The sequence below is a fragment of the Paraburkholderia phenoliruptrix genome (assembly GCF_902859825.1).
Taxonomy (GTDB): domain Bacteria; phylum Pseudomonadota; class Gammaproteobacteria; order Burkholderiales; family Burkholderiaceae; genus Paraburkholderia; species Paraburkholderia phenoliruptrix.
Map to the genome: position 1 here is coordinate 211735 of NZ_CADIKB010000001.1, position 21873 is coordinate 233607.

Consider the following 21873-nt stretch of genomic DNA (forward strand, 5'->3'; position numbering starts at 1 on the left):
GGCGCGATCAGCATGCGCTATTTTTTTAACTCAACCAGTGCATACGCACACATAGTCATTATGTCCTCTACACCCTCGACTGTTGCGCCCGCGGGCGCCGCGCAGGCGGGCAAGCCCGCGGCGCGCATTCCGTGGATGCTGCTCGCGATCATCACGGTACTCGCCGTGCTCGCGCTCGCCGCGTCGTACTGGTTTTTCGTCGGCCGCTTCGTCGAATCCACGGACGACGCCTACGTGGGCGGCGACGTCACCGTCATGGCGCCGAAGGTGAATGGCTTTGTCGCCGATGTGCTCGTGCAGGACAACCAGTTCGTGCACGCGGGCCAGGTGCTGGTCAGGCTCGACGCCCGCGACTATGACGCGCGTCTCGCGCAGGCCGCTGCGGAAGTCAGCAGCGCGCAAGCCGCCGTGACCGAACTGCAGGCGAAGAAGTCGCTGCAGTTGGCCAACATCAACGAACAGGCTGCGGAAGTTCGCGCGTCGGGCGCGGAATTGACGCGTAGTGCGGCGGATCAACTGCGTTACCGCGAACTCGTGAAGGACGACGCAGTGTCCAACCAGGTCGTGGAGCGCGCCAATGCCGATTTGAGCAAGGCACACGCCGCGGTCGATCGCAGCAGTGCCGCGTTGATCGCTGCGCAGCGTCAGATCGCGGTGCTCGACGCGCAGATCGGCGATGCCGAGGCGCGCATCGCCACTGCGCAGGCGGCACAGCGCGTCGCGGCGCTCAATGTGGAGTACACCACGATTCGGTCGCCGATCGACGGCTATATCGGCAATCGCACCGCGCGCGTCGGCCTGCTTGCGAACACGGGCGTCTCGCTACTGACGGTGGTCCCCGCGAGCGGCTTGTGGATCGACGCGAACTTCAAGGAAGACCAGTTGAAGAAGATGCGCGTCGGCGACGCGGTGGACGTGGAGCTCGACGCATCGAGCCAGCACATGCACGGCGTGGTCGAGAGTCTTGCGCCCGCGACCGGCGCAACGTTCAGCGTGCTGCCCGCCGAGAACGCGACCGGCAACTTCACGAAAATCGTGCAGCGGGTGCCGGTGCGCGTGCGCCTGAACGTGCCGAAAGAGATGCAAGGCGTGCTGCGCCCCGGCCTCTCGGCGACGGTGAAGGTCCACGTCAATGCGTCGGCCACACCGGCTCGCGGGTAAGCCATCATGACTCAGGTTCCCGTCAATCCAGCCGATCAGCCGACACGCACCAAGGTGTTCGCCTTTGCGCTGATGTGTCTCGGCTTCTTCATGGCCACCCTCGATATCCAGATTGTCGCGTCGTCGCTCAAGGACATTGGCGGCGGCCTGTCCGCGAGCCAGGACGAACTCTCGTGGGTACAAACCTCGTATCTGATCGCCGAAATTCTCGTGATTCCGATGTCCGGCTGGCTCACGCGCGTGTTCTCCACGCGCTGGCTGTTCGCCTTCTCGGCCCTCGGCTTCACCGTGACCAGCATGTTGTGCGGCCTTGCATGGGACATCAATTCGATGATTCTGTTTCGCGGCTTGCAAGGTGCGCTCGGCGCCGCGATGATTCCGACGGTTTTTACCACCGCATTCGTGCTGTTTCCCGGCAAGCAGCGCCTGATTGCGTCGACCACCATCGGCGCGCTTGCCTCGCTCGCGCCGACGGTGGGTCCTGTAATCGGCGGCTGGATCACGTCGCAATGGTCCTGGCACTGGCTCTTCTATCTCAATCTCGCGCCGGGCCTCATCGTCGCACTGATGGTGCCGAAATACGTGCATATCGACAAGGCCGATCTGTCGCTGCTGAAGAAGGGTGATTACATAGGTATCCTGTTGATGTCGGGATTTCTTGGGTGCCTCGAATACGTGCTGGAAGAAGGGCCGCGCAAGAACTGGTTCGGCGACGACGTAATTATCATGTGTACATGGATCTCGGCGATTTGCGGTTTTCTCTTCGTCGTGCATGCGTTCACGGCGAAAGAGCCGATTGTCGATTTGCGCGCGCTCGCCATTCGTAACTTCGGCATTGGCAGTCTGCTTTCGTTTATTACCGGCATCGGCATCTTCTGCACGGTATTTCTAACGCCGGTGTTTCTGTCGCGCGTGCGCGGTTTCGACTCGCTGCAGATCGGTCTCGCGTTGTTGTCGGTCGGCTGTTTCCAGTTGCTCGCACTGGTTGCGTATTCCACGCTCGCGCGCTTTGTCGATATGCGTCTCCTCCTGGTGTTCGGCCTTGTCCTCTTTGGCATTGGCTGTTACCTGTATGTGCCGCTCACTCATGAATGGGGCTGGCATGAGTTGCTGGTTCCGCAGGCGCTTCGCGGCATCGGCCAGCAGTTCTGCATTCCGCCGATTGTGACGATGGCGCTCGGCTCGTTGCCGCCGTCGCGGCTTCGCTCGGCGAGCGGCCTCTTCAACCTGATGCGCAACCTGGGCGGAGCGATCGGCATTGCGGTGAGCAGCACGATGCTCAACGACCGGCTCAATCTGCACTACGAGCGGCTCGACGAACATCTGACAGCAGGCCGCCCCGCCGTCGAAGCAATCCTGCAACAGCAGGCTGCGCATTTCGCGGCAGTCGGCGGAAACGCACTGAACGCAGCTCACGCCGGACTCGGCGCATTGCATGCGGTACTGATGCGCGAAGCGCTCGTGCTGACTTTTTCCGACACTTTTCTTGCTGTGTCGCTGTGCTTTGTCGTGGGCCTGTTGAGTGTGTTCTTCTCACGTCCGTTCGGCAATACGGCGCCGCCACCCGACGCCCATTGAGGACTCCAATATGAAAACGACTGCTATCAGGCTCGTCGCAAGCGCTGCATTGCTGACACTGGCCGCGTGTGCGGTGCAGCCTGCCACGCACGCGGACCTGCCGCAAACGGTCGGCGCGCTTGCACCGGACGCCTGGAACGTGGATGCACCGCAAGACAGCGTGAATGCGAACGTATGGTGGGACCAGTTCGGCGATCCAGTGATGCATCGGCTCGTTGAATCCGTGCTGACCGGCAATCTGGACGTGCAGGCCGCCGTGGAGCGTGTCAGGCAGGCGCAGGATCTCGTCACGCAGAATCGCGCGGCATTGCTGCCTGAGCTGAATGCCGGCGCCAACGCAGCCTACTCCCGGCAGAACACGCCGCCGCCACTGGGCTACGTGCGTCAGGCCGGTGCCGGTTTGACAGCAAGCTGGACTCCGGACGTTTTCGGAGGCGAGCGTCTCGCCGTTCTGGCGGCGCAGGCCCAGGTGTCGGGCAAGCAGTCCGCACTGAACGAGGTGCGGCTCGCGCTTGCTGCGAATACAGCCGCCGCCTATATCGATCTGCGCTGGGCACAGGCGCAATTGAAAATTCTTCTGGATAACGAACAGATTCGCGAGCGCGCGCTGAAACTCACGCAACAACGTCTGCATTACGGCCTGTCGTCGCAGCTCGATGTGGCGCGCGCGCAAAACCAGTTGGACGACTTGCAGGCACAGATTCCACGCGTGCAGACCGTCGTACAGCATCAGCTCAGTCTGATCGCGGTCTACTCGGGACGCACGCCGGAAAGTGTGGATAGTCTGCTGCTCGCCGACGCACACGACATTCCGGCACCGGCGCAGCGCGTGCCGCAAACGCTGCCTTCCGAAGCGCTGTTGCAGCGCCCCGACGTGCGCACGGCCTATGCAGCGGTCGAGCAGCGCGCGGCGGAAGTGGGCGTCTCGAAGGCGGAGCGCTATCCGAAGTTCAAGCTCAATCTCGCCGACGGCTTGTTGGCGTCGTCGTATCTTGGACTGCCTACGCTGACCGACAATCTGTTTAGCGCGGCATTGAGCGCGACGAGCCCGATCTTCAACGCAGGCCGCATCAGCGCGAATATCGACGCGAGCGAGAGCAGAATGCGCGAATCGCAGCTCAGCTTGCGTCAGACCATGCTGCAGGCGCTAAAGGAAATCGAGGACAACCGCAGCGAACTGGTAAGCGGTGCCGTGCAGGTACAAAGGCTCGGAGGCGCGCTGGATGCGTCGAACCATGCGCTGCGTCTGTCGACCGAGCTGTACAAAGGCGGAGCGTCCAGTTTCCTCGATGTGCTTGCCGCGCAGGAGGCGTATTTGCGCGACGCTGAATCGTTGAATCAGGCACGGCGGGAGCACGCGCTCGCTGCAGTCGCGCTTTACCGCGCGCTTGGCGGCGGCTGGGACGTGCCCGAAACCGTGACGGCGGTTTCGGCGAACAACTGAGGTCTCACGTGGGCGAAGAGCCGCGAATGGCAGGGCTTGCAGGCATGGAGAATGCGTGCGGAAGGTCGAGCGAGTCGGGCGGTCGAGTCGGGTGGTCGGTCATGCCTCGCTGGCGATACAATCCGATGCATATCCCGCAGTCGACGAGGTCACCATGGCGCGGCCATTTTTCACGATCGGGCATTCCACGCGTACACTTTCCGAATTGATCGATCTGCTGAAAGATTCGGAGGTCGAATTATTGGTCGACGTGCGTAGCATTCCTCGCTCGCGGACCAATCCTCAATTCAATCGCGATACGTTGCCGGATTCGCTGGCACCCGCGCATATCGACTATGTGCACCTCGCGGAGCTGGGCGGACGGCGTAGCCGCCGCAAAGACGAAGGGCCGTCGGTGAACGGCTACTGGACGCATCCGGCGTTTCGCAACTATGCCGATTACGCCATGACCGAGGCCTTTCAAAAGGGGCTTGCGGAGCTGCGTGAGCTGGGTCACCGCCGTCGCTGCGCGATCATGTGCTCGGAAGCCGTGTGGTGGCGTTGTCACCGGCGCATCATTACCGACTATCTGTTGATGCGCGGCGAAACGGTATGTCACATCATGGGCCCGCACCATGTTGATGCCGCTACCGCCACGCCGGCAGCACAGGCGCAGCCGGACGGGCGGTTGGTCTATCCGGCCGAATCCGCTTCGCCCTGAAGCGGATCGGATAGCGGCCGGGCGGGCCTAGCCTGCCTTTCCGACCGGAGCGAAGCGACGTTTGCTGCGCGCCGGTGCGAGACGGCGGAACCGCTCTCTCTTGTGTTCTTCTTCGAAATGGCTGAGCGACGGCTTGACGAGATCACTGCGCGAGACGATGCCAATAAGGCGCATGGACTTCGCGTCTGCGACAACAGGCAGCCGCTCGAGGCCGTGTACCGCGAGTCTCGTCGCAACCAGGCGACATGTTTCGGATGGCAAAGCAAACGCAAGCGAGCGCTTATCGAATACGTTCGCCACGCTCATGGCAATCCGCAGTTCGGGGTCCGCATCGCGGAACTGTTCGAGCAACGCACGATCGGCCACGCCGACCACCGCGCCGTCACGCACCACAGGATACGCACGCCGGGTTTGCTTCGCGCCAAAGAAATTTTCCAGCACCGCGCCGACCGTCATGTCCGCGTCGATCGAATCGACCGAGGCGGTCATCACCTCATCCACATGATGACGCTCCAGCGGATCCACGCCGTACTCGCGATAGATGTGATAGCCGCGTCGGGCGATTTTCTCCGTCATGATCGAGCGGCGCATGGTCACCGTGGCAAAGCCGTGCGCAACCAGCGTCGCGGTGAGGAGCGGCAGCAGGGCGTTGGCGTCGTGCGTGAGACCGAATGCGAACACGATTGCGGTAAGCGGCGCGCCAAGCGTGGCACCGAGTGTTGCGGCCATGCACACGAGCGGCCACAACGCAGGTTGATTGCCCGGCAGCCAGTGCGACAGGACGGTCCCGAGTCCCGCGCCGAGCATGAGCAGCGGCGCGAGCACGCCGCCTGACGTGCCGGACCCGAGCGCGACGACCCACATGACGGCCTTCACCGCGAGCAGCGCGATAGCAATCTGCAGCGCGATATGCTGATGCAGCAGATCGCCGATCACGTCATAGCCCACGCCGAGCGCACGCGGCTCGAGCCATCCGCCGATGCCTACTACGATGCCGCCGAGAGCAGGCCACCACATCCAGTGGACGGGCAATTTGCCGAACAGATCTTCGGTCTTGTAGAGTGAGGCGGACAGTCCTGACGCGAGCGCACCGGATAAAAGCCCTGCAATCAGGCAGGAAAACAGCGACCAGCCATCGGGCGCGGCGGTTTCTAGCGGAAACAGCGGACCAGCGCCGAAGAATGCTGCGCGCGCAAAACCCGCTACGGCGCAGGCCACCGCCACCGGCAGGAAGCTGCGGGGCCGCCATTCGAACAGCAGCAATTCCACCGCGAGCAGCACAGCCGCGAGCGGTGTGCCGAACACCGCGGTCATGCCCGCGGCGGCGCCGGCCACGAGCAGCGTCTTGCGTTCCGCCGACGTCACCTTGAAGCATTGCGCGATCAGCGAACCGAGCGCGCCGCCCGTCATGATGATCGGCCCCTCGGCGCCGAACGGTCCGCCGCTGCCGATCACGATGCCCGATGACAACGGCTTGAGCACCGCCACTTTCGGCGACATTTTGCTCTTGCCGAACAGGATGGCTTCGATCGCCTCCGGAATGCCATGGCCGCGAATTTTTTCCGAACCGAAGCGGGCCATCAATCCGACGATAAGCCCGCCCACCACCGGCACGCCAATCACCCACAAGCCCAGGTTGTTATGCGCCGGCGAATGTTCGACGAACGACAACGTGCCGAAGAAGAACAGGTTCGTGAACAGATGAATCAGATTCAGCAGTACGAACGCTGCGAGCGTACTGACCGCGCCGATGCATGCCGCCAGCGCGAAAATGCCCGGCAGCCGTGCGTTCGCGGAAAAATCCCGCTTGTGGGAGTCCATGGTCATAGTTAGTCGAGGTCGATCTGAGGAACCTGGAATGCGCCTTTCAGCGATTTCAGCTCGGCGCGATGCAGCTCCGCCAGTCTTGCGAGCACACGCTCGCCGGCTTTTTCAATGTGCACTTCAACCTGACGGCGGTCCGTTTCGCTAGTCTGGCGGCGCACGAGATTGAGTGCCTCGCAGCGCGATACGAGCGCGACCACGCCGTGATGCTGAGCCTGCAGCCGCTCCGCCAACTCGCCGACGGTCGCCCAGTCGCGCTCCGGATATCCCTTGATATGCAGGAGCAGCAGATATTGCAGCGGCGTGATGCCTTCGCTCTGCGCGGCCTGCTCCGAGAAGCGCTCGAAGCGCCGCATCTGATAGCGGAACTCCGACAGTTGCTCAAAGTCGGCTTTGCGCAGCCCGCGAGCCCGTTCTTTCATTGTTCGTCCGCCAGCGTGGATAAACGGTAATTATATCATAAAATGATGTAATCGGCAGAATTCGGTCCATCAGGCCGCGTGCTGCGCCTTCACCACGGTCTGCCGATACAGTCCGGAGATCAGGTCCACCTGCGTAATCATGCCGACTACATGTCCGGTGAAATCGAGTACAGGAATATGGTGGTGGCCGTAGTTTGCGAACATGGGTACGAGGTCGGTGATCGGCGCATTCGCCTTGACCGTGCAGACGTCGGTCGTCATCACATTGCCCACGTTTGGCGCGCGCAGCGCGTCGCCGCGCAGCCAGCCGTCGAAGTAGGCGATAAACGGCGCGAACTGGCCGAAGATTCGTTTATCGACAAGGTCGGCACGCGTCACGATACCCACCAGAGTGCGCTCCTCGTCGATCACCGGCAGCGCTTTGACCTTGTTGCGTTTGAGCAGTGCCCACGCTGCGACCGCACGCGTGCTCGCCGACACCGATACGACTTGATGCGACATGATGTCTTCGCAGGTCAACTCGTTGAAGCTGCGCGAGAAGGCCTGAAGCTGCGTCTCGCGCAGCAGGGATTCGAGGTCGTCCGGATCGATGTCGAGCATTTCGCTGCGGCGCTTCAGCACCGCTTCAAGATCGGCGCGTGTGAAGCCGGCGCGAGTGTCCGCGCCGGCGGCGCTGGCCGCCGTGCCGCGCGCCGCGCGGCCCGAATGCGGATAGCGGTGGCCGGTCGCCGCGTGATAGGCGATCGCGGCGGCAAGCAGCGCAGCCGACTGTATGAAGATCGGTTCGAGCACGAAACGATAGCCGAGAGCATGAATGGCAGGCCCGCCGAGCACCGCGGTCAGGGCCACCGCGCCCGACGGCGGGTGCACGCAGCGAAGCGCGAACATGCCGCAGATCGCCAGCGCGACCGCCATTGCGGCCGCCAGTGTCGGGTCGGTAATCACGTTCGCGCACGTCACGCCGATCGTCGCCGAAACCAGATTTCCGCCGATGATCGACCAAGGCTGCGCGAGCGGACTTGCCGGTACCGCGAACAGCAACACCGCGGAAGCGCCCATGGGTGCAACCAGCAGCGGAATGTCCGTGCCGGGCCCCAACAGCAGATACATCGAGCCACCGGTGAATGCGATGCCGAGCAGCGCGCCCAGACATGAACGCGCGCGCTCCTGCCATTGCACTGTAACGGGGACGGGAATAAAGCTGGAGAACCAGCGCAGGACGAGAGTGCGGGACAAGGTGTGCGGGAAAAGCTGCGAAAAAAGGGAGTGAGCCGATTGTGCTGGAGTGCGACGATACCAGGGAAACCCCGGTGAGCGCGAATACCGTCTGGTCATAATTATATTTCAATATGATATAAACGGTCGGCGCGTGGAAGGCGGCGGCCCGTCGGGGAGCACGCTCCGACCCTACGGGCAGGGCTTCCGCGCGTTGCGCGGCGCAGGTCTCGGGTAGATTGCACCTGTCACTTAAATCACGGTGTGATATAAATATTGAGAGGCAAGCTTACCGCCCTGCGGGCGCGCCATCGCCCGTGTCTGACCACGTGGCGCGACGCGGTGCATAAAAAAGGAGCCATCATGCTGATCACTTTTCAATCCACTGCATCACCGGACGTTGTGATGCTTCGGGACCTCGCTCAATATCTACTGGGCCTGATCGGGAAGCGTCTGAGCGAGCGGGGCGTGATCATGCACGACGAACTGCCGGCTGCGATCGAGCGGCTGGAATCGGCAATCACGGAAGACGCCAGCGCGGAAGTCGCGCTGGAAGCGCTGCATCGCTCGCCGGGTAACCGGCGCGAGCCGAGCAATGGTCTGTCGCAGCGCGCGTGGCCGTTTCTGGACATGTTGCGCGAAGCCGCAAGTGCGGCGCGGACATCATCTGGGGACTGTAGGCGGTTGGTGACGGTTGGCGTGGTGCAAGGCCAACCGGCTGTGCTGTCTGCTCGGGTGAAGAGCGGCACGGCTTCGATCAGCGACATATACTGAATTGTGCGGGCTGGGATCTGTCTTCCTGCATGCGCCGATTGCATTCGGCGCATTGCCGCGCATCGAGATAGGGGGAACGACATGTCGGCCTTCAACCGCATTCTTCTCTGTTACGACGGAACCCGCGAGGGGCAGCACGCGCTGGCAGACGGCGCCCGGCTCGCGCGCGAACTCGCCGCGCAAGTCCACGTGCTTTCCGTGATCAACAATTCCACGTGGGTGCAGGGCGCGGATATCACTTCCGCCATACCGGCGAACCTGATCAGCGACTCGGTCAAAAGCGTGCTCGACGAAGGTCTGAAGAAGCTGGCCGCGAAGGGCATTCACGCGACAGGCCACTTTGCAATAGGCGATCCACTCGACCAGATTGCTCACTTCGCCAAAGAGCTCAACGTCGATCTGATCGTGGTGGGACACCACAAAGCCGGCAGGCTCGCGCGATGGTGGGGAGGCCGGACCGATGGGCTGCTGCTCGACCGCGTGAGCTGCAGCGTGCTTGTTACGATAGGGCCGGAAGTCGAATCCCGCGAGCCAGAGGTGGAAAACGCCGGGCACGCGGAATCCGGTGCAGCAGCGCCCAGGGTCGAGCATTCGTGACACGCGCGGCGGTGCCGCGCTGCAAAGATAGAAGCAAGCCGCACCGTTCAGCAGATGTCCTGGCCGCCGTTGGCATGTTCAATTTCGTTGACCTGATCGATCGCCGCGTTGCGGGCATACATGTACGTGCGATTGTACGGATAGTCGCTGCGAGCCCATGGCATGTGGCCGGTTGCGCCGTCGTCCGTTGTCACGGACTCTGCGGGACGCGAAGCGACGATCTGGAACAGCGACGTCCAGCCGTGCTCGAATCCCATGGCCGACCCTGCGAGATAGAGCCGGTAAGCGCGAATGACTTTTTCCGCGTCGTTGCCGAGAATGCGGCGCGCCTCGTCGAGATGCGCCTCGAGCGCATCGGCCCAATGCCATAGCGTGCGCGCGTAATGCGGCCGCAGGCACTCCGCGTCCACCGGTTCTAGATTGCCGCGCGTCATGGCGTCCATCATGACGCTCACATGGACGAGCTGGCCGCCCGGAAAGATGTACCTGTCGATGAACTCGCCCATGCCACCGCCCACTTCGCCGTTTTCGACGCCGCCGGCCGTGATGCTATGGTTCATCATAAGACCGCCGGGCCTCAGCAGTCGCCGCATCTTGGCAAAATAGGCGGGCAGATTCGGACGGCCGACGTGCTCGCACATGCCCACCGAAGCGATCTTGTCGAACGGCGCCGACTCATCCACATCGCGATAGTCCTGCAGCAGCATTTTTACCCGCCCTTGCAGTCCCTTTTCCTCGATCAGCCGGTTGACGTAAGCGTGCTGGTTCTTCGACAGTGTGATGCCCGTGGCGGCCACTCCGTAGTGTTCGGCAGCCCATAGCAGCAGCGCGCCCCAGCCTGCGCCCACATCGAGAAAGCGCTCGCCCGAGCGCAGCATCAGTTTCTTGCAGATGTGATCGAGTTTGGCCTGCTGCGCTTCAGGAAGCGCCATGTCCGGCGACGAAAAATAGGCGCACGAATACACGCGCAGCGGATCGAGCCACAGCGCGTAGAAATCGTCGGAGATATCGTAATGATGCTGGATTTGCGCGGCGTCCTTCGCGCGGCTGTGATGCGTGCGCTCCCAGATCGCCCGGCGCGTGCGGCTCACGCGCTCAAGCAGCCATCCGTGCGTTTCGTGTGTAGGATCGCCGCGCAGCAAAGCAGGCGCGGCAGCCATGAGGTCATGCAGGTCGCCTTCGATTTCGAGCCGGCCTTCCACATAGTCTTCCGCCAGCCGGCCAATCGCACCTTGCCGCAGATGCAGCAATGCCCGCATATCGCGGATTTCGAACGACAGACGCGGCTCTCGCGCGCCGATGCGCTGGCCGTCAGGCAGCGACACAGAGCAGGGCACCGGCATGCCGGCGATCTGTTGTTCCGCGGGCGAACGCAAAAGGCTCCAGAGCGTCATGGCGTCGACTCCTTCAAAAGCGTCGGTGTGTTGGCTAAGCATCATTCATGCCGCGAAAGCCTATCGGCCGGCGACCAGATTCAGCCTGCCGCGCAGTTCAATCCGCAGTTAAATCAGTAGACGCGGCGATAACACTTAGCTATCCGGATCTTTACCGACGGCGCAAGCCTCATGCTTCTCAAGGTTTTCCATTGTCGTGAACAGGCCGGAGAGCGCGACGGACCACGTTGCACTCGCAACGAGAGCTGCTCTTCGGTCAGTCTTTCCCGCATTGCAAAGCTTTCACTACAGTGACACGATGCTTACACATGCCGGGTGCCGACGGGGACGTCCGGCGCATTCCATTCGACGTCGACACATCATGCAGCGCAGGACCTTTGTACTCGCGGCGTTGGGCATGGCCGGCATGCCCGGCCGCCCGCGCCCCATGTCGACAGCCGACTTCGAGATCGTGCATCCGCGCATCCGCACGGGCGGCGAGGTGCATGCCGCCTTTGCTCTCGCGGTGCTGGACCTGGCCATGAAGACGGCCAACGCGACGTATAGGATTCGGGAGGCCGATGTTGCGATGGAGCGCGGCCGCGCGCTCGCCGAACTGGCGGACGGCTCATCCATCAATCTTTTATGGACCAGCATGGACAGCCGCGCGGAACATGGCCTGAATGTGGTGCATATTCCGGTGAATCGCGGGCTGATCGGCTATCGCCTGTTCGTCATACGGAAGGACCGGCAGGCCGAGTTCGACCGCGTGCAGAACCTTGCCGACCTGCAGCGTTTGACGGCGGGCCAGGGGCTCGGCTGGGTGGATACGGACATTCTGCGCGACGCTGGTCTGAAGGTCGAAACGTCCAGCACGGACACGCTGCTCGCGATGACACGTGCCGGGCGGATAGATTATTACCCTAGGGGCCTGATCGAGGCCTTTCCCGAAATGGTAGCGCGCGGCGAGAGCGGCCCGGAATTGACGGTGGAAAAACGTTTGCTGTTGAAGTACCGGTCAGATTTCCTTTTTTATGTCGGCCGCCGCGATCCCGCGTTGGCGTCGACCATCGAGCGGGGATTCGCGGGGGCTTATAAAAACGGCTCGTATATGCGCCTCTTCAATTCGCATCCGTACATTCAGAACGCGCTGGCGCGAGCCGATTTGCGCGAGCGGAGGGTGATCGAACTGGACAACCGGTATCTTTCCGCAGCGGATAGGAAGATTCCGGCAGAGTACTGGATGCAGTGGCCCGCTGCGACGCGAAGCCGATAAAGGGTACTTCGCGCACGGCGGGAACGCGGTGCGCGCAGGGCGCGAGCGGGGGTCAGGATTCCCTTACCCGTGAATCGGGATACCCTTGGCGGATTCTCCGCGCCGCCTGACTGTTGTACGCCGGCCTTCGTTCTATGATGGGCGGGTCAAAATGGCCCAACCGGATGAGCAGAAATGATTCCGTATCTGTCGCAGCGCGAAAACGAAGTGGAGCATATCAATTCGATCTGCTTCCGGCTATTCGATATCTGGTGCGAACGGCGCTGTATTACGCCGCTCGGGTACCTGATGCATTGCTGGCCGCTCGTTGACAGCGGACCGAAGGCGATCAGGCGGGTTGGCGAAACACTGCGGGAATTGCGCAAATCGCATTACACGGAACTGGATGGCGACGCCGCGGCCATGCTGCGGGAGCTCGCGGATTGCGTAGACGACCTGCTGCTTCGCGTCGTCCACGAGCCGCCGGCGGTGAGGGGAATCCGGCTGTCGTCGTGAATCGAATGCAGCAGATTGGGCGCGGAAACGGGCAACGCTCTCGCATGGCGTCATAACGGGCAATAACTGGCAAAAAAAAGCGGCTCTTCGACGCAGGCGCCGAAAAACTGCAGTCGCCGCACGAGCGCAACACGAACTGACATCACCATGCTTGCGGGGCAATATGGCTGTCAACCTCATGGGGGAGTGGCGATATCCGCTCAGGCGGTTGCGGCACAGCGTCGTGCTCAGGCTTCTCGCGATCACGATTCTGTTTAGTTGCGTGCTCACCTTGTTGTTGACCGCGCTGCAGATCGAGCGCGACTACAGCGCAGGCATCGCGCTGATCGAGAACCGCCTCTCGGACATCGACAAAAGCTACCGCGACAGCCTCAGCGAGGCGCTGTGGCGGCTCGACGACGCGCAACTGCGGCTCGAACTCGGCGGCATTGTGCGCCTCCCGGACATCGGAACGGCGCAGGTGCGCCAGGCGGGAAGCGGTACTGCACCGTTGATCGTGTCCGCTGGCCGGCCGGCAAGCGGCCCGGCCATCACACGGGAGTACCCGCTCGTGTATCGCGTGCTCGGCAAGGAGCAACGCATCGGCACGCTCTACGTGCAGGCGACGTTAAGGGATCTCTACGACGATCTCACCCACACGGCGCTGACCATTCTCGTCACCCAGGCCGCGAATATCTTCCTGGTTTCTCTTTTTATCTTCTACATTCTGACGCGGCTCGTGACGCGTCATCTCATGGTGCTCGCGCATACCGTCGAAGAGTACGACTTTCGCAAGCCCGCCCAACCCCTGAAGCTGAACCGGCGCGCGCCCCGCGAGCCCGACGAACTCGAGCGCGTGGTGAGCGCCTTTAACTCGATGGCCGCGCGGCTGCATCGCGGGTATCTCGACGAACGCGACGCGGCGGTGGAGCGCGAGGCACGCCGTTCTGCAGAGGCGGCAAACCGCGCGAAAGGCGAATTTCTGGCGAACATGAGCCACGAGTTGCGCACGCCGCTGAATGCGATTCTCGGTTATGCGCAGATCTTGCGGCGCGACGCGAGCCTGAGCGCGCAGCATCGCGAAGGCGTCGGCGTGATTCAACGCAGCGGCGAACATCTGCTCGCACTGATCGGCGATGCACTCGATTTCGCGCGCGTCGAAGCGGGCCGTTTGCGCATCGAGATCGCCGATGTGCCGCTCGCGGGCACGCTCGACGCCATCCGCGAGATCATTGAAGTGAAGGTGGCGCAGAAACACGTCGATTTCATCTGGCGTGTGGCGCCCGACGTGCCGGAGGCCGTGCGCGCCGACGAACGGCGCTTGCGTCAGGTGCTCTTGAATCTGCTCGTGAATGCGTTCAACTTTACCGATCAGGGCAGCGTGAGCCTGCTCATCGAAATGAGCGCAATGGGCAGGGTTTGTTTCGAGGTGCGCGATACCGGCATCGGCATGGATCCGGATAAACTGCAGACTATCTTCGAGCCTTTCGAACAGATCATGCATACGGAACGCGGCACCGGTGGAACCGGGCTCGGCCTCACGATCAGTCAGCAGTTTTTGCGCGCGATGGGCAGCGAGATCCACGTGCAGAGCCTGCCTGGCCGCGGCAGCGCATTCTGGTTCGAGCTCGAGGCAGCGCCGGGGGCGCCGCTCTCCGCGCCCGCCGCGGCCTCCGGTGCGAGCATCGCGACGGGCTACAAAGGGGCGCGCCGCAAGGTGCTCGTGATCGACGACGTCCCGATGAACCGCGCGGTGATGGTCGAGTTTCTCAGCCGGCTCGGCTTCGAGATTGTCGAGGCAACCGGCGGCCGCCAAGGCCTCGCCAAAACCTTGAGCGAGCGCCCGGCGCTGATCGTGACCGACATCGTGATGGCGGATATGGACGGACTCGAGGCGACGCGCAGACTGCGCCAGGTTCAGGGCTTCGCCGAGGTGCCGGTGATTGCCACTTCCGCGAGCCCCTCGGGCGCCGACGAAGAGCGCAGCCTGAAGGCCGGCGCCAATGCGTTTCTCTCGAAGCCGGTCGACTTCGACGAACTGCTCGCGCAGATCGCGCGTTTGCTCGACCTCGAATGGATCTACGCGCCGGCGGACGATCCGCGAGTCGCATTGGACGCCTCCGCAGAGCCGTTCGTCGTCGTGCCGGACAAGGAGTTGCAGCAATTGCATCTGCTCGCGCGTCTTGGCGACATGCAGGAAATCGCGTTGTGGGCCGAGCGGGTCGCAACACACAACCCGCATTACCAGGCGTTCACCACGCGGATTCTTGCTCTCGCGAAGGGCTATCAGTCGAAGGCGCTGCTGCATCTCGTCGAGGAGCAGCTCGAAGCCAGGGCGGTACGATGAACGAGATGTCCCTGCCCGACGACGAGTCGCCCACCGTACTGATCGCGGACGACAACCCTGCGAATCTCGCCATTGTTGTCGAGAGCCTGGTGGCGCGCGGCTTCAGGGTGCTGGTCGCGCTCGACGGCCCAGAGGCGATCCAGCGCGCGCAATTCTCGCAGCCCGATCTGATTCTGCTCGACGTGCGCATGCCGGGCATCGACGGTTTCGAAACCTGCCGGCGCCTGAAGTCGGACGAACGCACCCGCAACATCGCGGTGATCTTCATGACCTCGCTGACGGGCAGCGAGGACATGGTGGAAGGTTTCTCGGCGGGCGGAGTCGATTACCTCACGAAGCCCGTCCACGTCGACGAAATGATGGCGCGTATCAGCACGCACCTTGCGCTGCGCGGCATGCACCAGAAGCTGATGGCGCAGAACCGCCAGTTGCAGGAGGAAGTGCTGGTCCGTCAGCAGGCGGAAGCTGCGTTGTCGCGCGTGCGCGACGGCCTCGAAGCGAGCGTCGCGCAGCGCACCGACGAACTCGCGCGGGCCAACGCGACGCTGCAATCGCAGATAGAGGAACGCAGACGCGCCGAAGCGCGGCTCCTCGCCAGCGAGTTCCGCTTTCGCACGATCGCCGAGACGAGTCCTGTGCCGCTGTGCATCACGTCGATGCCGGAAGGGCACATTCTGTACACCAACAAGCCATTGCGCGAGCTGTTCGGCGTCGACTATGTGACCACGCACGTCGCCAACATCGCCGAGCTGTATGCAGACCTGGCGGATCGCGACCGGCTTGTCGAACAGCTGCGACATGAGGGCAGTTTCCGCAACACCGAGCTCAGGTTCAGGCGGCCGGACGGCACGGTGTTCTGGGCGATCGCGACCGCGCGCGTCGCGACTTACGACGACGCGCCCGCCATCTTCGTCGGCTTGAACGACATTACCGAGCGCAAGCGCATCGAGCAGGAACTGGTGGAGTCGCGTGAGCAACTGCGCGAATTGTCCGCGTATATGGAAGCCATTCGCGAAGAAGAGCGAAAGCGCATCGCGATGGAAGTTCACGACGAACTGGGCCAACTGCTGACGGCGCTCAAGATGGACGTCTCGCTGCTCAAAATGCGGCTTCCCGGCGATCAGGAAGTGGCAAAGCGGGCCGACGACATGCGCGAGCTGGTCGAGAGAACCATCTGGATGGTGCGCAATGTGGCGAGTCATTTGCGGCCGGCGGCGCTCAATTACGGTATCGTGTCGGCGCTCGAATGGCTCGTCGACGATTTCGGGCGGCGCAGCGGGCTTGCCTGCCAGTTCCGGCTCAACGGCAACGAGCCGGTGCTCTCCGATGCGCACGCCACGGCGATGTTTCGCATCGTGCAGGCATCGCTCACCAATGTTGCACGTCACGCCCGCGCGACGCGCGCGGACGTCACGCTCACGAGCACGCCGACTGCCCTGGATCTGCATGTCAGCGACGACGGCTGCGGCTTCGACCAGGAGGCGGCGCGCAGAGACTATTCATACGGACTGCTCGGCATGAGCGAGCGGGCGCGTCTGATCGGCGGGTCCTTGCTGATCGACAGCGCGCCGGGCACCGGCACTTCGGTTTCGATTCATATACCGCTTCAGGATGGGCTTTAAACATGATCAACCTTTTGATTGCCGACGATCACCCGCTGGTGCGCGGAGGTCTCAAGCAGATAATCGAAACCACTCCGGATATCGTGGTGGCCGGCGAAGCAGCCCAAGGCTCCGAAGTCATCGAAAAGCTGCGTAGCTGCCAGGTCGATCTGCTGTTGCTCGACATGACGATGCCAGGCATCAGCGGTGTGGATCTGATCCGGCGCGTGCGGGCAGAGCGCCCATCGCTGCCGGTGCTCGTGCTCAGCATCCATAACGAGGCGCAGGTCGTCTCGCGCGCGCTGCGTGCGGGCGCCACCGGTTATGTCACGAAGGACAGCAACCCCGATGTGCTGCTTGCGGCGATTCGCAAGCTGGCGGAAGGCGGCCGCTTCATCGACCCGAAGCTCGTGGAAGGCATCGTGTTCGAAACCTATTCGGGTGATGCCCCGCCGCATGAAATCCTGTCTGACCGCGAGTTTCAGGTGCTGCAAATGCTCGCGCTCGGCAAGAGCCTGAATGAAATCGCCGACGCCTTCGCACTCAGCGCCAAAACGATCAGCACGCACAAAATGCGGCTCATGCAGAAGCTCGGACTCGCCAACAATGCGGACCTGATTCGCTATGCGATCAGGCACGGACTCGTCGCCGAATAGGTAATTTTGGCGCGTCAGGAAAATCTGAGTGGCAAAACAGACATTCCTGAACTGACATTCCGCCGCCGCCGATGGAGGCGCTGCCAACGCCATCCTACGATGCATTATGGGAACCGGCGGAGGACCTATGGCAGCGTCAGAGCGATCATTGCGCGAACTCATCGAGAAGTGGCTGGATGCGAGCGGCGCAGCCTCGGTCCGTATTCAGTTACAGCCGTCCCCGCGCCGAGGCATCAGGCGCTGTGTGTGTGTCGAGGCACAGCGCGAGACCGGCGTGCTCACACTGTTTTTCTTTCGACACGACGACGGCTTCTGGCACGTGTTTCCGCCTGTCGAGCGGCCGGCCATGAAGGTAACCATGATGGCCGCGTAAGCGGCGAGTTGCGTGACGGAGACAGAATCATGACCCACGAATGGGGTTTGGTGTCGCCGGAAGTCCTGGCACTGCGCATGTGGATGAGCGTGTGGTACGACCATGCGGTCGTGTCCGGTTTCATTCGCGCGCCGTTCGAACTGAAAGACGCCGACGCGGAGCGGCTCGAAGGTTACTTCAGCCTCGGCCTGACACCGCAGGAAGGCGCTGTGGTGTTTTTCTCCAAATCACACTGATTCGCCCCTCAAACATTTCTCTCGCACAGCAGTTTCGTTTAGCATCAGTGCCACATTCATATGAAGAACACGAGACATGGCACTTATCGCTCGCAACGTACTCGGCATTGCCGTACTGCTCCTGATCGCTTTTATCTTTTCGACCAATCGGCGCGCCATTCGCTTACGGACTGTAAGTAGCGCGCTGCTCGCGCAGATCTGTATCGGCGCATTCATTCTGTTCGTGCCGCTCGGCAAGACGATTCTCGCGGCCGCGGCGGCCGGCGTGAACAGCGTGCTCGGCTACGGCAATGCGGGCATCGAGTTCCTGTTCGGCGGCCTCGTGCAGGCGAAGATGTTCCAGGTATTCGGCAACGGCGGCTTCGTGTTTGCGGTGCGCGTGCTGCCGGCCATCATCTTCGTGACCGCGCTGATTTCAGTGCTGTACTACCTGGGCGTCATGCGCTGGATCGTGATCGTGCTCGGCACGGTGTTCCAGAAGCTGCTCGGCGTGTCGAAGCTCGAATCGTTTTCGGCCGTCACGACCATCTTTCTTGGTCAAAGCGAAATGCCCGCGGTCGTCAAACCCTTCACACGCGACATGACGGGCGCCGAACTCTTCGCCGTGATGTCGAGCGGCATGGCGGCCGTCGCCGGCTCCGTGCTCGCGGGTTATGCGGGACTCGGCGTGCGAATCGAATACCTGCTCGCGGCGTCGTTCATGGCCGTGCCCGGCGGCTTGCTGTTCGCCAAGATCATTCACCCGTCCACGGAAGCAAGCCGCGTCCATCTCGAGAACCTCAACTTCGACGAAAAGCGTCCCGCGAACGTAATCGAAGCCGCGAGCTCGGGCGCCACCGTCGGCCTGAAAATCGCGGTGATGGTGGGCGCCATGCTGATCGCATTCGTCGGCCTGATTGCGTTGCTCAACGGAGTCGTGAGCGGCATCGGCGGCTGGTTCGGGCGCCCGGATCTGTCCATGCAATCGATCCTCGGCATGGTGTTCGCACCGCTTGCGTGGCTGATCGGCGTGCCCTGGAGCGAGGCCGCGATTGCCGGTAATTTTCTCGGACAGAAAATCATCCTCAACGAATTCGTTGCGTACGCATCTTTGTCGCCGTATCTGAAGGACGCGGCGAGCGTGACTGCGGCCGGTCTGCAGACGCTTGATCCGCGCACGCTTGCTATCCTGTCGTTTGCGTTATGCGGCTTTGCGAACTTTGCGTCGATCGCGGTGCTGACTGGCGGCTTTAGCGCCGTCGCGCCGGAACGCCGCGCCGAAGTCGCGCGCTACGGCTTGCGTGTGGTGCTCGCGGCAACGCTCTCCAACCTGATGAGCGCGACCATCGCGGGCATGTTCATTACGCTCAATTGATTCGAGGATGTCCTTCATGAACATGGAACAACTGTTGGCGCGCGCGGGCGTGGCGCGAGAAAAGGCCTATGCGCCGTATTCGAAATTCAAGGTCGGCGCGGCCTTGCTGACTCATGACGGCCGCGTATTCGACGGCTGCAATGTGGAGAACGCGTCGTACGGTTTGTGCAATTGCGCTGAACGTACCGCGTTTTTCAGCGCGATCGCTGCGGGCTATCAGCGCGACCAGTTTGCCGCGCTCGCAGTGATCGGCGATACCGACGGTCCCATTGCGCCGTGCGGCGCGTGCCGTCAGGTGATGATCGAACTGGGCGGCCCGGACTTGCCGATTCGGCTCGGCAACCTGAAGGGCGCGACGCGCGACACGACCGCGCGCGAACAATTGCCGGACGCGTTCTATTTATGAGCAAACACAAGCTGATCTACGACACTGACCCCGGTGTCGACGACGCGATGGCTCTCGTGTTCCAGGCGCTGCATCCGGACATCGAATTGCTCGGGCTCACAAGCGTATTCGGCAACGCGACGATCGAAACGACCACGCATAACGCGCGCTTTCTCGCGGGCCGCTTCGCGCCCGGCGTACCGGTCGCGCGCGGGGCCGCCGCGCCGCTCAGGCGCGCCGCGCCTGCGCCGCTCGCGTGGATTCACGGCGACAACGGACTCGGCAACATCACGCTCGGCGACTCACCTGCCGCACCGCTGGATGCGCGGCCCGCGCACCGATTCATCATCGACACGGTGCGCGCGCATCCTGGCGAGGTCACATTGCTGGCCGTCGGCCCGCTGACGAATCTCGCGCTTGCGCTCGCCGACGATCCGCAGATCGCGCCGCTCGTGAAGCAGGTGGTGGTCATGGGCGGCGCGTTCGGCACCGACGGCGTGCTCGGCAACGTCACGCCCGCGGCCGAAGCCAACGTTCTCGGCGACCCCGACGCCGCGGACATCGTGTTCGGCGCGGCCTGGCCGGTCGCTATCGTCGGTCTGGACGTTACGCAGCGCACCATCATGAGCCGGGACTATCTGGCGTCGATTCGCGATCGCGGCGGCCGAGCCGGGCAGTTTGTCTGGGACGTGTCGCGCCATTACGAGGCGTTCCATCAGGAAAGCGCGCAGCTGAAGGGTATTTACGTGCACGACTCGTCGGCGGTGGCCTATGTGCTCGCGCCGCATCTGTACACCACACGCAGCGGCCCTGTGCGGGTGTTGACGGAGGGCATTGCCGTCGGTCAGACCCTACAGAAGCCTTCCACCATGCCGGTGCCCGCGCCCGCGTGGGACGGGCGCCCCGAGTGCAAGGTGTGTGTGGGCGTGGACGTGCCCGGCATGCTCGCGCTGTACGAGCAAACGCTCTGCGCGAAGCCGTGAGCGGCTGAGAGCGGGGCGGCGAGTCGCCGGCTACGTGCACGTCATGTCTGAGCCGCGCGGTGTCTGCGTGCTTGTCCGATGCATTGCGCCAATCTTTGCTACATTGCTTCGAGCGACGACATTCACTCGAGAGGCCAAAGATGCGAATTCTGGTTGTAGGGGCGGGCGCCGTGGGCGGCTACTTCGGCGGACGGCTCGCAGCGGCAGGACAGGACGTGACTTTTCTCGTGCGAGCCGGCCGGGCGGAAAGACTTCAGCGCGATGGCCTCGTGATAAGAAGTTCGCGCGGCGATCTCACGTTGCATGACGTGAAAACGATTCTGGCAGGCGTGAGCGCCGAACCCTTCGACGTCGTGCTGCTGAGCTGCAAGGCCTACAGTCTGGACGACGCCATCGATTCGTTCGCGCCGCTCGTGGGCGAATCGACACTGATCCTGCCGATGCTCAACGGCATGCGCCATATCGACGTGCTGACGCAGAAGTTCGGCGAAGCGCGCGTGCTCGGCGGGCAATGCGTCATTGCGGCCACGCTCAACGCCGATCAGCAGATCGTGCATCTGAACGACACGCACGCACTCACGCTAGGCGAACTGGCGGGCGGCGTGTCCGGGCGCGTGCAGTCTATTGCCGACGCCATGGCCGATGCGAATTTCGACGTGTTGGTCAGCGACAACATCTTGTTGCGCATGTGGGAAAAGTGGGTGTTTCTCGCCACGCTCGCGGCCAGCACCTGTTTGATGCGCGGCTCCATCGGCGATATTCTTTCCGCGCCGGACGGCAGGCACGTCATCGAAACCCTGCTCGGCGAGGCCCGCGCGGTGGCGCAGCATAACGGTTTCACCATGGCGCCGGACTTCGATGCGCGCGCCACGCAAATGCTGTTTACGCCCTCGCAGCTCACCGCTTCCATGTTGCGCGACGTGGAAAACCACTCGCATACCGAGGCGGATCACATTCTCGGCGATCTGATCGCGCGCGGCGGCGAGGCGCAGCAGACCGAGCAGGCTTTGTCGTTGCTGCGTATCGCGTATAGCCATCTGAAGACCTATGAAGCGAGGCAAACGCGTACGTCGTGAGTGGTAAGCCCTTGACCGGAGGTC

The 21873-nt window shown here is 62.7% G+C and carries 20 protein-coding genes and 1 pseudogene; 17 read left to right on the forward strand and 4 right to left on the reverse strand.

The genetic code is table 11. The features are described 5' to 3' along the window. Nucleotides 1–60: 60 nt before the first annotated feature. The 4 genes from HV711_RS01010 to HV711_RS01025 all read left to right on the forward strand — a co-directional run bounded on the left by HV711_RS01010 (nucleotide 61) and on the right by HV711_RS01025 (nucleotide 4883). Nucleotides 61–1161, forward strand: coding sequence for an HlyD family secretion protein (locus HV711_RS01010; protein ID WP_028360663.1), 1101 nt, complete (start codon nucleotides 61–63; stop codon nucleotides 1159–1161). 6 nt (nucleotides 1162–1167) lie between these two features. After that, complete coding sequence (locus tag HV711_RS01015) at nucleotides 1168–2739, forward strand: DHA2 family efflux MFS transporter permease subunit (RefSeq protein ID WP_035476431.1); 1572 nt, start codon at nucleotides 1168–1170, stop codon at nucleotides 2737–2739. 10 nt (nucleotides 2740–2749) lie between these two features. Beyond that, nucleotides 2750–4183 (forward strand): efflux transporter outer membrane subunit, encoded by a 1434-nt coding sequence (locus HV711_RS01020; protein ID WP_028360665.1) that lies wholly within the window; start codon nucleotides 2750–2752, stop codon nucleotides 4181–4183. Between the two features lie 154 nt (nucleotides 4184–4337). Then, nucleotides 4338–4883: a DUF488 domain-containing protein gene (locus HV711_RS01025; RefSeq protein ID WP_035476427.1), complete on the forward strand. Its 546-nt coding sequence runs from the start codon at nucleotides 4338–4340 to the stop codon at nucleotides 4881–4883. A 27-nt stretch (nucleotides 4884–4910) separates the two neighbouring features. Here the strand turns inward: HV711_RS01025 and HV711_RS01030 are convergent, their stop codons facing one another. The 3 genes from HV711_RS01030 to HV711_RS01040 all read right to left on the reverse strand — a co-directional run bounded on the left by HV711_RS01030 (nucleotide 4911) and on the right by HV711_RS01040 (nucleotide 8365). Beyond that, a complete protein-coding gene (locus tag HV711_RS01030; protein WP_035476425.1) occupies nucleotides 4911–6710 on the reverse strand; it encodes a chloride channel protein in 1800 nt (599 codons plus the stop codon). Nucleotides 6711–6712: 2 nt separating this feature from the next. Next, complete coding sequence (locus tag HV711_RS01035; RefSeq protein ID WP_013590738.1) at nucleotides 6713–7129, reverse strand: MarR family winged helix-turn-helix transcriptional regulator; 417 nt, start codon at nucleotides 7127–7129, stop codon at nucleotides 6713–6715. A 69-nt stretch (nucleotides 7130–7198) separates the two neighbouring features. Beyond that, the gene (locus HV711_RS01040; protein ID WP_175144959.1) at nucleotides 7199–8365 is read right to left on the reverse strand and encodes an HPP family protein; all 1167 of its coding nucleotides are present in this window, start codon (nucleotides 8363–8365) and stop codon (nucleotides 7199–7201) included. A gap of 342 nt (nucleotides 8366–8707) precedes the next feature. On the opposite strand from HV711_RS01040, the pseudogene HV711_RS01045 reads away from it, so the two are divergent. Then, nucleotides 8708–9024 (forward strand): annotated as a pseudogene (locus HV711_RS01045) (DUF1840 domain-containing protein). A 175-nt stretch (nucleotides 9025–9199) separates the two neighbouring features. Further along, nucleotides 9200–9715, forward strand: coding sequence for a universal stress protein (locus HV711_RS01050; protein WP_035476420.1), 516 nt, complete (start codon nucleotides 9200–9202; stop codon nucleotides 9713–9715). Between the two features lie 47 nt (nucleotides 9716–9762). Here HV711_RS01050 and HV711_RS01055 read toward each other — a convergent pair whose 3' ends face one another. Further along, nucleotides 9763–11109 (reverse strand): class I SAM-dependent methyltransferase, encoded by a 1347-nt coding sequence (locus HV711_RS01055; protein WP_035476418.1) that lies wholly within the window; start codon nucleotides 11107–11109, stop codon nucleotides 9763–9765. Nucleotides 11110–11470: 361 nt separating this feature from the next. Here HV711_RS01055 and HV711_RS01060 point away from each other — a divergent pair, with 361 nt between their 5' ends. From HV711_RS01060 to panE, 11 genes are all read left to right on the forward strand, one after another. After that, the gene (locus tag HV711_RS01060) at nucleotides 11471–12364 is read left to right on the forward strand and encodes a transporter substrate-binding domain-containing protein (RefSeq protein WP_028360671.1); all 894 of its coding nucleotides are present in this window, start codon (nucleotides 11471–11473) and stop codon (nucleotides 12362–12364) included. 174 nt (nucleotides 12365–12538) lie between these two features. After that, nucleotides 12539–12859 (forward strand): hypothetical protein, encoded by a 321-nt coding sequence (locus HV711_RS01065; RefSeq protein WP_013590732.1) that lies wholly within the window; start codon nucleotides 12539–12541, stop codon nucleotides 12857–12859. A 163-nt stretch (nucleotides 12860–13022) separates the two neighbouring features. Next, on the forward strand, nucleotides 13023–15185 hold the full coding sequence (locus HV711_RS01070) for an ATP-binding protein (protein ID WP_035476416.1): 2163 nt from the start codon (nucleotides 13023–13025) through the stop codon (nucleotides 15183–15185). Further along, complete coding sequence (locus HV711_RS01075) at nucleotides 15182–16807, forward strand: hybrid sensor histidine kinase/response regulator (protein ID WP_013590730.1); 1626 nt, start codon at nucleotides 15182–15184, stop codon at nucleotides 16805–16807. The genes HV711_RS01070 and HV711_RS01075 overlap by 4 nt, the downstream gene beginning before the upstream one ends. A 2-nt stretch (nucleotides 16808–16809) precedes the next feature. After that, the gene (locus HV711_RS01080; RefSeq protein WP_013590729.1) at nucleotides 16810–17442 is read left to right on the forward strand and encodes a response regulator; all 633 of its coding nucleotides are present in this window, start codon (nucleotides 16810–16812) and stop codon (nucleotides 17440–17442) included. A 127-nt stretch (nucleotides 17443–17569) separates the two neighbouring features. Continuing rightward, the gene (locus HV711_RS01085) at nucleotides 17570–17815 is read left to right on the forward strand and encodes a hypothetical protein (RefSeq protein WP_013590728.1); all 246 of its coding nucleotides are present in this window, start codon (nucleotides 17570–17572) and stop codon (nucleotides 17813–17815) included. 29 nt (nucleotides 17816–17844) lie between these two features. After that, complete coding sequence (locus tag HV711_RS01090) at nucleotides 17845–18051, forward strand: hypothetical protein (protein WP_013590727.1); 207 nt, start codon at nucleotides 17845–17847, stop codon at nucleotides 18049–18051. Between the two features lie 76 nt (nucleotides 18052–18127). After that, nucleotides 18128–19405, forward strand: coding sequence for a NupC/NupG family nucleoside CNT transporter (locus HV711_RS01095; RefSeq protein ID WP_013590726.1), 1278 nt, complete (start codon nucleotides 18128–18130; stop codon nucleotides 19403–19405). A gap of 16 nt (nucleotides 19406–19421) precedes the next feature. Continuing rightward, nucleotides 19422–19811, forward strand: a complete 390-nt coding sequence (locus HV711_RS01100; RefSeq protein WP_013590725.1) for a cytidine deaminase — start codon at nucleotides 19422–19424, stop codon at nucleotides 19809–19811. Then, nucleotides 19808–20773, forward strand: coding sequence for a nucleoside hydrolase (locus tag HV711_RS01105; protein WP_035476414.1), 966 nt, complete (start codon nucleotides 19808–19810; stop codon nucleotides 20771–20773). The genes HV711_RS01100 and HV711_RS01105 overlap by 4 nt, the downstream gene beginning before the upstream one ends. Nucleotides 20774–20913: 140 nt before the next feature. After that, nucleotides 20914–21849, forward strand: a complete 936-nt coding sequence (panE, locus tag HV711_RS01110; RefSeq protein WP_035476412.1) for a 2-dehydropantoate 2-reductase — start codon at nucleotides 20914–20916, stop codon at nucleotides 21847–21849. The last annotated feature ends 24 nt before the right edge of the window (nucleotides 21850–21873 follow it).